General features: G+C 70.7%; 13 protein-coding genes. 5 read left to right on the forward strand and 8 right to left on the reverse strand.

Features of this window, described 5'->3' with window-relative positions:
* Nucleotides 1-25 precede the first annotated feature (25 nt).
* Genes ACFWJ4_RS19240 through ACFWJ4_RS19250 form a run of 3 tightly spaced genes read left to right on the forward strand, consistent with a single transcriptional unit; the run spans nt 26 to nt 2515 of the window.
* Complete coding sequence (locus ACFWJ4_RS19240) at nt 26-1051, forward strand: LLM class flavin-dependent oxidoreductase (RefSeq protein WP_380545410.1); 1026 nt, start codon at nt 26-28, stop codon at nt 1049-1051.
* Nucleotides 1044-2294 (forward strand): MFS transporter, encoded by a 1251-nt coding sequence (locus tag ACFWJ4_RS19245; protein WP_380545412.1) that lies wholly within the window; start codon nt 1044-1046, stop codon nt 2292-2294. Before ACFWJ4_RS19240 ends, ACFWJ4_RS19245 begins: the two co-directional genes overlap by 8 nt.
* An 8-nt stretch (nt 2295-2302) precedes the next feature.
* Entirely contained in the window at nt 2303-2515 is a 213-nt protein-coding gene (locus ACFWJ4_RS19250) for a ferredoxin (protein ID WP_380545467.1), read from the forward strand.
* 99 nt (nt 2516-2614) lie between these two features.
* Here the strand turns inward: ACFWJ4_RS19250 and ACFWJ4_RS19255 are convergent, their stop codons facing one another.
* The 7 genes from ACFWJ4_RS19255 to ACFWJ4_RS19285 all read right to left on the reverse strand — a co-directional run bounded on the left by ACFWJ4_RS19255 (nt 2615) and on the right by ACFWJ4_RS19285 (nt 9019).
* Nucleotides 2615-3811 (reverse strand): cytochrome P450, encoded by a 1197-nt coding sequence (locus ACFWJ4_RS19255; RefSeq protein ID WP_380545414.1) that lies wholly within the window; start codon nt 3809-3811, stop codon nt 2615-2617.
* A 70-nt stretch (nt 3812-3881) separates the two neighbouring features.
* Nucleotides 3882-4721, reverse strand: a complete 840-nt coding sequence (locus ACFWJ4_RS19260) for an SDR family NAD(P)-dependent oxidoreductase (RefSeq protein ID WP_380545416.1) — start codon at nt 4719-4721, stop codon at nt 3882-3884.
* 130 nt (nt 4722-4851) lie between these two features.
* Complete coding sequence (locus ACFWJ4_RS19265) at nt 4852-5430, reverse strand: TetR/AcrR family transcriptional regulator (protein WP_380545418.1); 579 nt, start codon at nt 5428-5430, stop codon at nt 4852-4854.
* 140 nt (nt 5431-5570) lie between these two features.
* Complete coding sequence (locus tag ACFWJ4_RS19270) at nt 5571-6383, reverse strand: class I SAM-dependent methyltransferase (protein WP_380545420.1); 813 nt, start codon at nt 6381-6383, stop codon at nt 5571-5573.
* A 3-nt stretch (nt 6384-6386) separates the two neighbouring features.
* On the reverse strand, nt 6387-7865 hold the full coding sequence (locus ACFWJ4_RS19275) for an MFS transporter (protein ID WP_380545422.1): 1479 nt from the start codon (nt 7863-7865) through the stop codon (nt 6387-6389).
* Between the two features lie 85 nt (nt 7866-7950).
* Nucleotides 7951-8397, reverse strand: coding sequence for an Rrf2 family transcriptional regulator (locus ACFWJ4_RS19280; protein WP_359899685.1), 447 nt, complete (start codon nt 8395-8397; stop codon nt 7951-7953).
* Between the two features lie 118 nt (nt 8398-8515).
* Nucleotides 8516-9019, reverse strand: a complete 504-nt coding sequence (locus ACFWJ4_RS19285; RefSeq protein ID WP_380545424.1) for a nuclear transport factor 2 family protein — start codon at nt 9017-9019, stop codon at nt 8516-8518.
* 188 nt (nt 9020-9207) lie between these two features.
* On the opposite strand from ACFWJ4_RS19285, the gene ACFWJ4_RS19290 reads away from it, so the two are divergent.
* Nucleotides 9208-9993, forward strand: a complete 786-nt coding sequence (locus ACFWJ4_RS19290; RefSeq protein ID WP_380545426.1) for an SDR family oxidoreductase — start codon at nt 9208-9210, stop codon at nt 9991-9993.
* 70 nt (nt 9994-10063) lie between these two features.
* Here the strand turns inward: ACFWJ4_RS19290 and ACFWJ4_RS19295 are convergent, their stop codons facing one another.
* The gene (locus ACFWJ4_RS19295; RefSeq protein WP_380545428.1) at nt 10064-10852 is read right to left on the reverse strand and encodes an SDR family oxidoreductase; all 789 of its coding nucleotides are present in this window, start codon (nt 10850-10852) and stop codon (nt 10064-10066) included.
* 624 nt (nt 10853-11476) lie between these two features.
* Here ACFWJ4_RS19295 and ACFWJ4_RS19300 point away from each other — a divergent pair.
* Nucleotides 11477-12694 carry a LuxR C-terminal-related transcriptional regulator gene (locus tag ACFWJ4_RS19300; RefSeq protein WP_380545430.1) on the forward strand — a complete coding sequence of 406 codons (1218 nt, stop codon included), beginning with the start codon at nt 11477-11479 and terminating at the stop codon, nt 12692-12694.
* Nucleotides 12695-12753 lie beyond the last annotated feature (59 nt).

Raw genomic sequence — 12753 nt, forward strand, 5'->3', positions numbered from 1 at the left:
ACCCCCAAGACATGGAGACCAGAGCATGGATGTCGGACTTCTCTTCGATCTGCGCAACCCGGACCAGTGGCACCGGCCCTGGGCCGGTCACTACGCCCGTTCCCTCGAACTCTGCGAGGAGGCCGACCGGCGCGGCGTGGGCGGCCTCTGGTTCACCGAGCACCACCTCTTCGAGGACGGCTACCTGCCGCGGCCCCTGACGTTCGCCGCGGCCGCCGCGGCCCGCACCCGCAACGCCCGCATCGGCACCGCGGTCGTGCTCCCCAACCTCCACAAGCCCGCCCAGCTCGCCGAGGACGCCGCGGTCGTCGACCTGATCAGCGGCGGCCGTCTGGAAGTCGGCTTCGGCGCCGGATACCGGGTGCCCGAGTACGACCTGTTCGGCGCCGACTTCAAGAGCCGCTTCACCCGGATCGAGCACAACATCGCCGAGGTCAGGCGGCTCTGGGAGGAGGGCGGCATCACTCCGGGACCGCTCCAGACGCCGGTTCCGCTGTGGGGCGGCTTCTACGGTCCGCGCGGCGCCCGCATCGCGGGACGGCTCGGCATCGGCCTCCTGCACATCTCGCACGAGACGTACGGGCACTACCGCGAGGGCCTGATCGAGGGCGGCCACGACCCCGAGCTCGCCCGGGTCTCCGACCTGCTCCCCGTGATACTCGCCGACGACCCCGAAGCGGCGTGGCCCCGCGTCGCCCCGCATGTCGCCCACCAGATGAACACCTACCGGCAAGGCTCGGTGGAGGGCACGGACCACCCCAGGCCACCGCTGCTCGGCCCCGGCGACTTCCCCGAGACCCCGAAGGCCGACGGCTCCTGGTCGACGCTGGAGATCCTCACGCCCGAGGACGCCGCGGTCCGCATCCACGAGCGGACCAAGGGCCTGCCGGTGAAACACCTCATCTTCTGGGTGAGCATCGCCGGGATGCCGGACGACCTCGTCGTCCGGCACATCGAGTTGGTCAGCGAGCGCCTGCCCGCGCTGCTCGCCGAGGCCGCCGCGTCCGGCGCCGCCGGATCCCGCCCGGCCGGGGTGCCCGCAGGTGACTGAGGCGCCCGCCGCGGAACCCTTCTCCGCGCCGGCCCGACGCGGCACGTGGCGGCTCCTGTTCGTCCTGTCGGGCAACATGGTCCTCGACGCCATCGAGGTGTCGGTGGTCCTCGTCGCCCTGCCCTGGATCGGCGCCGACCTCGGCCTGTCCGTGTGGACGGTGCAGTGGCTGATGAGCGGCTTCGCCGCCGGATTCGCCGCCGTGCTGCTCCTCGGCCCCCGCGCCACCGCCCGGTGGGGCCTGCGCCGCTGCTACCTCGTGGCCATGCTGGTGTTCGCCGCGACCTCCGTGGCGGGCGGCCTGGCCGACTCGACCGCCCTCCTGATCGCCTCGCGCGTCCTCAAGGGCGGCTGCGCCGCGCTCACCGCGCCCGCCGGGCTGGCCCTGATCACCACCACGTTCCCCGACGGCCCGCGGCAGCAGCGGGCCGTCTCGGTGTACTCCCTGTTCGGCGCGGCCGGGTTCACCCTCGGCCTGCTGCTCTCCGGGGTGCTCACCGCGGCGAGCTGGCGCTGGACGTTCCTGTTCCCCGCGCCGCTCGCCCTCGTGCTCCTGGTGTGGGGCCTGCGGGTGATCCCGGACACGGGACGCCGGACGCCGCCGCGCCCGACGGCGGAGCTCGCCCGCAACGGCCCGCTGATCCGCTCGACGCTCGGCGCGGCCACCCTCAACGGCACCTACGCGGCGCTGCTCCTCCTGGTCACCTTCCAGGCGTACGACCGCTTCGGATGGCGGCCCTGGCAGGTGGCGCTCGCGCTGCTCCCCGCGTGCGTGCCGCTCGCGGCGTCCGTGCCGTTCGCAGGCCGTCTGGTCGCCCGGTTCGGTACCCGGCGGCAGATCGCCGCCGGGGCGGCGGCCGCGTTCGCGGGCCAGCTGCTCCTGCTGCTGGACCCCGAACCCGCCTCGTACGTCAGCGGTGTGCTGCCGACGCTCCTTCTCGTCGGCGCCGCCCTGGCGCTGTCCTTCGCCGCCCTGAACATGCAGGCCACCCAGGCCGTCGAAGCGGGCCTGCGCGCGGCGGCGGTGCCGCTGTTCCAGACGGGCGTGCAGCTCGGCGGTGTCCTGATGCTGCCCCTGACCGCCGCCCTGCTCGCCCACGCCGGCGGCTACCGGCCGGCGCTCCTGGCCGTCACGCTCGCCGGTGCGGCCGGGGTCGGCATCGCGGTCACCGGAACACGCTCCGGCCCGCCGGGGATCGACCGCGTGGGCCCCGGGGCCCGCAAGGAGAGGAACTCGCCATGACCGCTTACCTGGAGATCACCGTCGAGGAGGACAGGTGCGCGGCCTCGGGGCAGTGCGTGATGACCGCGCCGGAGGTCTTCGACCAGCGCGACGAGGACGGTGTCGTCGTCCTGCTCGACGCCCGGCCGCCCGCCGCGGCCCATGACGGGGTGCACGCGGCGGTGGCTCTCTGCCCGGCCGCCGCCATCCGCGTCGCGCAGGGGCGGCGGCCGCGCGGCTGACCCCCGACCGCGCTGCCGCGAGCGGCCCGGAGCCGCCCTCCGGCCAGGAGGGCGGCTCACCCGCGTGTGACGTTCCGCCCGGGGCGTCCCCCGGGCGGATCACCACGCGGCGGGAAGGCTCCTGACCCCGTACACCAGCGATTCCGTGCGGTACTCGATCTCCTCGAACGGGACCGCGAGCCGCAGGCCGGGGAAGCGACGGAACAAGGCGCGCAGCGCGATGCCGAGTTCGAGGCGGGCGAGTTGCTGACCGACGCACTGGTGCCGGCCGTGGCCGAAGGCCAGGTGCGGCACCGGCTTGCGACGCAGGTCGAGCTCGTCCGCCGGCGAGGGCAGGTCGGCGCCGTGGTTGGCCATGAGCGTCGAGACGACGACGTACTCCCCGGCGCGTACCGTCTGGCCGTTGACCGCCAGGTCGGTGCTCGCCCTCCTGACCAGCGGGGGCGCCACCGCGAGGAACCGCAGCAGCTCCTCGACGGCGCCGCCGGACAGCTCGTCGTCGTCGCGCAGGACCGCCAGCTGCTCCGGGTGCGACAGCAAGGCGAGGACACTGAGCCCGATCATGCCGGAGAGGGTTCCGTGTCCGGCCACGAGGACGTCCAGGCCCATGCCGACCAGCTCGTCGTCGCTGAGCTCCGCACCGTGCTTGCGCACCAGGTCCCCGAGGATGTTGTCGCCCGCTTCCCGACGGTGTGCGGTGACCAGTTCGGCCATGTAGTCGATCATGGCCGCGAAGTTGTCCTGCTGGACCTCCAGCGTGGTGTCGACGCTGCTCGCGATCGAACTGCGCTCCAGGATGCCCGCCCGGTCCTCCAGCGGTGCCCCCAGCAACTCGCAGATCACGATCAGCGGCAGCGGTTCGGCGAAGGTCCTGATCAGGTCGACGCCCGGACCGGCCTTCTCCACGGCGTCGAGGTGCTCCTCGACGATCTGCTCGATCACGCCGCTGAGCGCCCGGATCCGCTTCATCGTGAAGGCGCCGGCCTGCATCCGGCGGTACCGGGTGTGCTCGTCCCCGTCGTAATTGAGCAGGACGCCCGGCTGGTTCATCACCGAGCGCGGGCCGGTCCATTGCGGATCGAAGGCGAACCCGACCTCGTGGCGGGCGTCGGACAGCACGGTGCGGGCGTCGTCCTCACGGGTGACGAGTACGGCTCCGACTTCACCGAGCTGGGAGTTCGGCACCGGAACCCGGTGCAGCGACGGGTCCTCGTGAAGCTCCACGAGCGCGGCCCCGGGCCGGAACGGACACTCGGCCCGACGGTGGTTGTGGGGCATCGACACCGGTTCGGTCATGGCGTTCACTGCCTTCCTGACGGCACGGGGGCGATTCGGCGGAACGTGGGCACCGGCTGCGGGCCGGGCGTCATGAGGCGCTTGCCGTGTCGCGCAGGAGTTCCCGTGTGATGCCGTCGAGCCGCGCCGCGGCGCCCTTGTCGAACGCCGGGCGGAGGAGACTGAGAGGTGTGCCCTCCACGAAGGCGCTCAGCGGTTCCCGGGGCGGAGCGTCGATGATCTCGACGATCGGCGGGACGGTGAACTCGACCGGCTGCGCGGCCCGCTTCATCTGGTCGATGTGCGCCGCGGTGGCGGCGTCGAACTCGCCCGCGAAGCCGGTGCGTGTCCCGCCGGGGAACAGCAGCACGTACCGGGCGCGACGCGTGCTCCCTCCCTCGGCGAACGAGACACCGAGGAGGTCGTTGAGCCGGCCGCCCTGGAACATGGCCGACCAGCCGTCGTAGCCGCGTTCGAAGCCGAGGTCGTTCCAGTGGATGCCCGGCGCCCCCACCCCAGGACCGGCGATGTTCATCACGACCGGCCTTTCGGCCTTGTTCATCACGTCGGCCAGCCCGTATCCGAGCAGATACCGGCTGAGGTAGTACAGCGCGAAATTGTGCTCGATCCCTTCGGAGGTCACCATCCGATGGCTGCGGAAGTACCGCGCGCACAGCACGAGTACGTCCACCGCCGCGAACCGGTCCGTGATCTCCGCGACGACGCGCCGGTTCTCGCTGACGAGGCTGAGGTCGGCCTCGACGAAGACGGCACGGTCGGCCGCGCCCAACATCCGTGCCGTGTCGAGGAACTGACTTCCCTTCACCGGGTCCGGGGCGATGACGACCACCCGGTCCCCCCGGCCGAGATAGGTGTTCGCGAGCGCCTGCCCGATACCGGACGTGCCCCCCGTGACAACAATGGTCTTCACCGTGGTCCTCCTCGGAACACTGAGTCGTGAGATTCCGCGCGGCGGAAAGCTCCCGCCCGCGGGCAGACTTCACCCCTGGACGGGGTGGCGGGAAAGAGAGAAATCGGGAAAGGAAGGCGGAGAAGGGAACTCAGCCGGCCGCAGCGGCGATTTCCGCCCGGACCACGTCACCGGCGAGTCCGACGGCCGCTTCCGCGGCACCGGTGGAACCCAGGGTCGACCCGTTCACGTAGACGCCGTCGATGATCAGCATGATCCGGTCGCCCAGCCGGTCCGGGTCCGCGGCCGGAGTCCTGCGTGCGAGGTCCCGCAGTTGCTCGCGCACGCGCCGGAAGTGCTTCAGGGAAACCTGATGCGCCGGATGGTCCGGGTCGGGAAACTCCGCATGCGTGTTGCGGAGGGGGCAGCCCCTGGCGTTCGGCGCCATGCCCTGGACCGCCCGGACCAACTCGACGAGCCGTTCCTCGGGTGCGTCCACCGCGGTGCACACACCGGCCACGATCCGGTCCCAGGCCTCGGCGGACCGCTCCAGGTACGCCACCACCAGCTGGTCCTTGCCGGGGAACTCCCGGTAGAGCAACTGCTTGCCGCAGCCGGCTTCGTCGATGATCTGCTGCATGCCGACCGCGTGCACGCCCCGCTGGTCGAAGAGGTGGGCAGCGGCGTCCAGGATGCGCTCGCGGGTACCGGCAGCAGGTTTCCGGGCCATGGGCCGAGGCTAGCAGACCAATCGGTCCCGTCCTGGCTCGAATTCCGATCGTCACGACGGCGCGTGGACGCACTCCGGCCACCGGGTCCGGGCCCTGCGTCCCGGGCCGCGCCACCCACGCGGCCCAGGACGGCGGGGCCTCACCGGCGCTGCGCACGCACGTAGGACATCGGTGTCAGCACGCGCCCGCGTTCGTCCACCTGGATCGCGTCCGGGCCCGGCCTGGCACCGGTGTCCGGGGCACCCGCCGTGCCCAGCCTGGCCAGGAGTTCGCGGGTGAAGCTCGTGGCGAAGACGGCTTCGGAGATGTCCTGGATCTCCCAGTACCGGCCGAGGTTCGCATGCAGATTGGCCTCGCTGATCAGGGCCTCCTCCACGATCGGCGTCCCCGACGGCACGGATTGCGCGAAGCAGAACAGGTGGAGCGTGGCACCCGGCCGGCACACCCGGTGGAGCGCGGCAGCGTACGCCGACCTCTGCTCGTCGTTCAGGCAGTGGTAGAGGCCGCTGTCGAGCACGGTGTCGAAATCGTTTCCGAGACCGTCCAGTTCGGTGGCGTCCGAGGTCAGGAACCGCACCTGCACGCCATGGGCCCCGGCCCGTCGCGCCGCCTGCTCGATCGCGCTGGGCGAACCGTCCACGCCGGTCACCTCGTACCCTTGGCCCGCCAGCAGAATGGCGTTCTCACCCAGTCCGCAGCCCGCGTCGAGCACCTTGCCGCTGAAGCCTCCCGCGCGCGCCAGCTCCACCACGGCTCGCTGGGGCTCGCCGATGTCCCAGGGAATCAGCACCTCACCGGGGGCGGCGCCGTCGAAGGACGCGCGCCCCGCGTACAACGCTTCGTATTCCTTGTCCTCTTGGGAGAAAGTCCGCTGCGTGGTCATGCCGGTCCCCTTGTCGCTCGCAAGCTCGTCACCCAACACGTGCTGGATCTGATGCGAATTGTCAGACACGCCCTAGTGGACGTTGTTCGCTTCCTGCGTCGGCGCGGCCGCCGGGGCCGCCTCGACCTTCGGCCCGGCCCCGGCCCCGGCCGTGGGACGCATCCGTGACGCGACGACGAGTGTGAGGACGACGACCGCGGCCATGGCCAGGAAGACGTCGGAGTAGGCCGAGCCGTTGTGACCGGAGTAGAGCGGGTTGATGGCGTCACTGCCGCCCTGCTGCCGCGCGGACACCAGCACACCGAACACGGCGGGGCCGGTACCGGCCCCGAGGAACTGGGCCCCCTGGAGGATCCCGAGGCCGACACCGACCTGCTCGGGGGGCAGTTCGCTCGCCGCGGCGCCGATGATGGTGGTCATCACGAACATGAAGCCGATGCTCAGCCCGAGGATCCCGATACCGGCGAAGACCACCGAGGAGCCGCCGGTGAAGGACGAGAGGAACAGCGAGAACAGCCCGATGAGGCCGAGCCCGGAGAGCACCAGGACCCGCGCGTCGACACGGCCGGCGAGGCGTCCGATCCACGGCGAGAGAAGCGCGGTCACGACTCCGGCCGGGATCATCACCAAGGCGCCCTTTCCCGGGGTGAGTTCGTTGACATCCACCAGCAGCAGCGGGACGAACACCAGACCGCCGAGGTTGACGACCATGGCCAGGAACGCGACGAGGATGCCGGTCCGGTAGACGCGATTGGTGAACAGCGCCGGCGGAACGAACGGCTGGTCGACACGGACGGTGCGCACCCCGAAGAGCACGAGCGCCGCGACCGCGACCAGGAGGCTGCCCCAGGACAGGGGGTCGGTGAAGCCGGAGACCTGCGCCCGGGTCATGCCGAACAGGACGAGACCGGCTCCGAGGCCGAGGAGCACGCCGCCGGGGAGGTCGAGCCGGCCCGAGCCCTGCGGAGTCTCGTCCGGGAGCACCCGCAGGGCGGGGAAGAGCAGCAGCAGTGCGACCACGAGCATGATCCAGAACAGCGCGGGCCAGCCGAGCGCTTCCCCGATGCCGCCGCCCAGCGCCGGTCCGGCCGCGGTGCCGACGCCCGCACCGGCGGAGACGACGCCGATCCCGACACTGCGCCGCTCCGGCGGCAGCAGCGTCGTGACCGCGATGATCGAGAGCACGGGGATCGCGGCCGCGCCGATGCCCGTCACGATTCTCCCGGTCACGAGCACGCCCAGGTTCGGGGAGATCGCGCAGATCAGGCTCCCGACGGCGTAGGTGAGGAGCGCGAAGGCGAAGAGACGGCGCAGGCTCACGCGGTCCGAGATGCGGCCGTACAGGGGAATCCCGACCGAGAACATCAGCAGGAAGCCGGTGACGACCCAGGCGAGTTCCGCCTCGGAGGCCCCGAACTCGGACCCGATCGTCGGAAGCATCAGGTTGACCATGTCACTGGCCGTGACCGTGGCGAGGATCGCCGGCATCAGCACGGCCAGTAAGCCCAGTTCTGAGCGGGTCCGCCCGGTCGTGGTCGACGTGGAAGTCATGCGAGGCCCTTCGGGTGACTTTCCGCCACCATGGTAGTTACAGTTAGGGCAAAAGGACGGCGGAGGACATTGCCTCCGCCATCGGTCAGCTGGTGACGCGTTGCGCGACCTCGCGCTCGCTGGCCAGCACTTGTCGGACGAGGTGGGCGATCGTGGTCCGCCCGAGCCGTTCCTTCATGGCCCGCTCCGCGTCCTGGAACTCCGCTTCGAGCAGCTTCTGCATGTTCCGCCCCACCTCGCACTCGGCGCTCGGCGGATGCGGGTGCCGCGAAAGGATCGGCCCCGCCTCCACGGCGGCGTACGCGTCGTAGAGCGTGATCTCGCGGGCGGGCCGGGCGAGCGACCAGCCGCCGTTGCGCCCCTCGGTGGACCAGACCAGGCCGGCGTCCCGCAGACTGCCGAGGATCCGCCGCACCAGGACCGGATTGCTGGCCAGGCTCTCCGCGATCTCCGCGGAGGTCAGCGAGCGGTCCCAGCGCCCCAGCATGGTGAGCGCGTGAATCGCGACCGCGCTCCTGCTGCTGATGCTCACCGTGACCCCTTCGCGACGATCGCCTCGCCGATCCAACTGCAACAACGCTAGTAGCAGTTGGATCCAGGTGTCAATCCGGCACACCGGCCGTGGGGACCGTCCGGGACCGCGTGCGACATCACCAGGGCCAGCGCCATTCCTTGTTCTGCGGAACCACCCAGTAGTGGTCCAGTTCGACGCGCTCGAACAGCCATCGCCCGTCCTCGATCACATAGGTGTCGGAGAACCGGCCGACGCTCTGGTGCACGAGGTCCGCCTTGTCGAACCTGACGTGCTCCACGAAGAAGCAGGCCCCGGATGCGCGGTCGCCGTCGACCTCCACCTGATGGACCTGGTTGAAGTTCCTCAGGGCCACCTCGGAGGCACCCTGGAGCTCGACCATCTTCGGCAGCAGCGCACTGTAGTACTCCCGGATCGCCGCACGCCCACGGGCATCGCCGAAACTTCCGTAGGCCAGGTGCGCATCCCTGGTGAACAGGGCGCCGAGGCCCTCCCAGTCCTGCGCGTTGAGGCAGTGGTGGAAGGCGTTGCGCAGCCTCGTGAGCTCACGGATCGCTTCGAGTTCCCGCACTCTGGCCGACAGTTCGTCGATCCGGGCCGCCAGGTCAACCTCGTCCGCCATCGTGCATCCTCTCCTGCGCCACCGGATCCCGTTCCGCCTCGTGCCGAAACCGGACCGAGAGTCGCAGCCGCACGACACGAGCCACAAGGCCCGCGCGCCTTTCCTGTGGTCGGCCCGCAATCCTCGAACTCCCTCGGGCGCTTAGGGTCGAGCCGCAGGAACGCCGGCGACACCCAACGGGAGACACCGTGAACCAGTCGAAGCGCATCGCCCTGATCAGTGGTGCGGGCCGCAACATCGGCGCCGCGACGGCCAAGGAGCTGGCCGGCCGCGGCTACCACGTGATCGTGAACTACCGGAGCGACGCCGACGCGGCGGCGGACGTGGTCACCGAGATCGAGTCGCGCGGCGGCACGGCCGAGGCGGCGCAGGCCGACGTCTGCGACGCCGGCCAGGTCGGCGCCCTCGTCGAGCGGGTTCGGGCCGACCACGGGCGCATCGACCTGCTGATCTGCAACGCGAACACCGTGACACCGCCCTTCGCGTCCTTCGCCGAGCTGGACTGGGACGCGTTCGCCGCAAAGATCAACGGGGAACTCGCCGGCTCCTTCTTCCTCACCCAGCGCACGCTCGCCGTCATGCGCGAACAGCGGTCGGGCAGGATCATCTACATCTCCAGCACGGCGTCGGACACCATCGGCATGGCCCTGCCCCATTCCGTCGCCAAGGCGGCGCTGAACACGTTCGGCCGCCACATCGCCGGCATCGCCGCCGAGCACGGGGTGACCGTGAACACCGTCGCCCTCGGCGCCGTGCACACCGACGCCACATCGGAGTTCAGCGAGGAGTTCTGGAAGTACACCACCGCCCGCTCGGTGGCGGCGCGCAGGGTGGAACCGGCGGACGCCGCGCGCGCCGTGGCCCTCGTCGCCGACGACGGCTTCGGCTTCACCTCCGGCCAGGTGATCCGGGTCGACGGCGGATTCGAGGTCCTCGACCAGCAGTTGCATCCGCTGGCGCAAAGTCTCCGCTGAGGGCGTCCCGAAGGGCGGGCCGTCGGCAGCCGGCCCACGGGACGCCCGGTGCGAGCGGGCGCCCGCCGGTCTACTCGAAGTGCCTCACCATCGGGTTGAGTTGCCGGTCCAGAACCTCGAACCCGCCGTCCACGCGCAGCACTTGGCCCACCGACGCGGTGAAGTCCTCGTCGGCCAGCATCGCGATGCTGCGGGCCGCCTCGTCGGGCTCCAGCAGCCGGCCGGACGTCGATCGGCTCTCCATGAACGTGCGGAGGTCGTCCGTCATGACACCCGCGGTGGCGTCGGTCCGCACCGCGCCGAGCGCGACCGTGTTGACGACGACCCCGTACTGTGCGGCGACTCCCGCGACGTGCCGGCTGAAGGTGTTGAGCGCGGCCTTGGCCGTGGAGTGGGCCGCGACGGTGCCGATCGAATCCGCCGCGGTGCTCGACACGTAGACGATCCGGCCCTTCCGTTCCTCCGTCATGCCGCGCAGCACGCCCTGGGTGAGGAAGTACGCTCCCGCCAACTCCCCCTGCACCTTCCCGATGAAGTCGTCCCAGGAGAGCGTGAGCAGAGGCTGGAACGGCGGATTCACCGTGTTGGCGTTGCAGACCAGGGCGTCGATGCGGCCGCGGTCGGCGCGGATGCGGTCGAGCATCCCGGACACCTGCCCGGGGTCGCAGACATCGGCCCGGACGGCCTGGGCCGATCCGCCCGCGGCCTCGATCGAGCTCACCACCTCCGCCGCCGCGTCGCTGTTCTGACGGTAGTTCACGACCACGTGGTAGCCGCGCCTGCCCATCTCCCGCGCGGTAGCCGCTCCGATCCCGCGACTCGCGCCGCTGATCAGCACCACCCGCTGTGACTGCTCCACGTTTCCTCCCTGGTCCCGGGCGTCCGGGGTCGGCCCGTCACGTGACCTTGGACCCGGACCCGCCGTGTTGTCGCTACGGGTCTCCACCAGATTCCCCCGCACCTCCCGCGGGCGTCCCGCGGGGGTCGGGTTCGCCCGACGCCTTGCTCCTTCTTTCGTCTTTGACAGGAGCTTGGGCTTGTGACATGATCCCAACAGTGTGATGTGGACCGATCGGTCCAGGATCTGCAGGGCGGGGCGACAGCCTCGCGACACCGTTGATCGACTCCACTGTCAAGTCTCCTCCCGGCACCGGGAGTTACGGACTCAGGTCGTGACTTCCCCGTTTCGCCGGGCAGTTCCCAGCCCGACCTCCACCGACGGTCATCAATGGCGATGCCCGTCGTGACCGTGCGGAGCGACCGCACCTTCGCCGCCGTGCGGCCGTCTCACCCGACGAGGTCGGAAGCCTTCGTTCCGTCCGACGCGGCCCTGTCCGTGTCGTGTTGTGAAGTGGCACCATTCGTCAGCTATGGGGGTAGCAAAGTGGCCGGAGACGATAGTCAGTGCCCAACCACAAAGACCGGCACGAGAACCGACAAGGTCCCCGCGTTCCTGACGGCCGGGAACGCGGCGAACCCCTACGTGCCGGGAATCTCCCTCACCGAGGACCGCGCACTCCTGCCGCCCGACGAGTTGAGTCTCGCCCTGAGCACCATCGAGTTCGCGAACCGCGGAGTCGACCGCGTGATGGTCAACGAGCAGGCCAAATGGCTGCTCGACGCGGCGGAGCCGCACCGAAACCCGCACCGCACATGGCTCGCGATCCTGGCCCTGCTCTACGCCGGAGACCTCGACTCCGCCGACGCGCAGTGCCGGCGGCTCCGGGACGATCCCGCGTGGGCGGGCTCGGCCCCGCGTCAGGAACTGCTCACGCTGCTGCAGGCCCGGAGCAGCCTGCTCGCGGGAAGGGCCGGCCGGGCCGCTGACATGCTCCAGAGCATGCTCGATCGCGGTACGTCGACGCAGTCGGCCTGCCTCGCGGTCGCCTGGCTGATCGAGGCGCTGGTCCACCTCGGCGAACTCGACCGAGCGCACCAGGTGCTGCTCGACAGCAAGCTGGCCGGCCCGCTGGACCCCGACCTGCCGGACCGTGCGCACATCCTGGCCGCCCGTGGGGCCCTCCACGTGGCCAGCGGGCAGTTCCGGCACGCCATCGACGACTACATGGCCTGCGGTTGGGTCCTCGACACCTGCTTCGTGGTCAATCCGGCAGTGATCCCGTGGCGTTCGAGGGCCGTGTTCGCAGCGCTGGGCATCCGCCGGTACGACCTGGCGCTCGCCCTCGCCGAGGAGGAGCTCATCGCGGCGAGGACCTGGGGATCGCCGCGCGGCATCGGCATCGCCCTGCATGCCGTGGGCGTGGCACGCCGGGACCACACCTCGGTCGCCGTGCTGGAGGAGGCCGTGGCACTGCTGGCCCAGGGGCACGCGCGCACCGAGTACATGCAGGCCCTCTACGACCTCGGCACGATGCAGATCCGGCGGCAGGACGTGACGGAGGGACGCAGGCGGCTCGTCGAGGCGGCCATGGTGGCGTACGAGTGTCGCAACGGCTTCTGGCAGGAGCGCATCCGCTTCGCCCTGGAGCGCCTCCAGGCGCCTGCCAACACCTTGAAGCTCACCCGGCAGGAGGAGAAGATCGCCTACCTGGCCCGCGCCGGACACAGCAACCGGCACATCGCGCACATGACGTGCCTGACGGTCCGGACCGTCGAGTTCCACCTGTCCAGCGTGTACCGGAAGCTCTCCATCTCCGGCAGACGGGAACTCGTCACCGCGCTGAGCTCCGTTCCGTCGTAGCTCCCCCGCGCCTTCGGGTCGATGAGGACACGACCGGTGAGGGGACCGGTCACCGCGAT

This window comes from Kitasatospora sp. NPDC127067 (assembly GCF_042724755.1).
In the GTDB taxonomy this organism is placed as follows: domain Bacteria; phylum Actinomycetota; class Actinomycetes; order Streptomycetales; family Streptomycetaceae; genus Kitasatospora; species Kitasatospora lactacystinica.

Excerpts from the sequence above, each read along its gene's own strand:
- ACFWJ4_RS19240 (WP_380545410.1), top strand. The coding sequence starts at position 26 with ATGGATGTCGGACTTCTCTTCGATCTGCGCAACCCGGACCAGTGGCAC.
- ACFWJ4_RS19255 (WP_380545414.1), bottom strand. The coding sequence starts at position 3,811 with ATGACCGAACCGGTGTCGATGCCCCACAACCACCGTCGGGCCGAGTGT.
- ACFWJ4_RS19265 (WP_380545418.1), bottom strand. The coding sequence starts at position 5,430 with ATGGCCCGGAAACCTGCTGCCGGTACCCGCGAGCGCATCCTGGACGCC.
- ACFWJ4_RS19275 (WP_380545422.1), bottom strand. The coding sequence starts at position 7,865 with ATGACTTCCACGTCGACCACGACCGGGCGGACCCGCTCAGAACTGGGC.
- ACFWJ4_RS19285 (WP_380545424.1), bottom strand. The coding sequence starts at position 9,019 with ATGGCGGACGAGGTTGACCTGGCGGCCCGGATCGACGAACTGTCGGCC.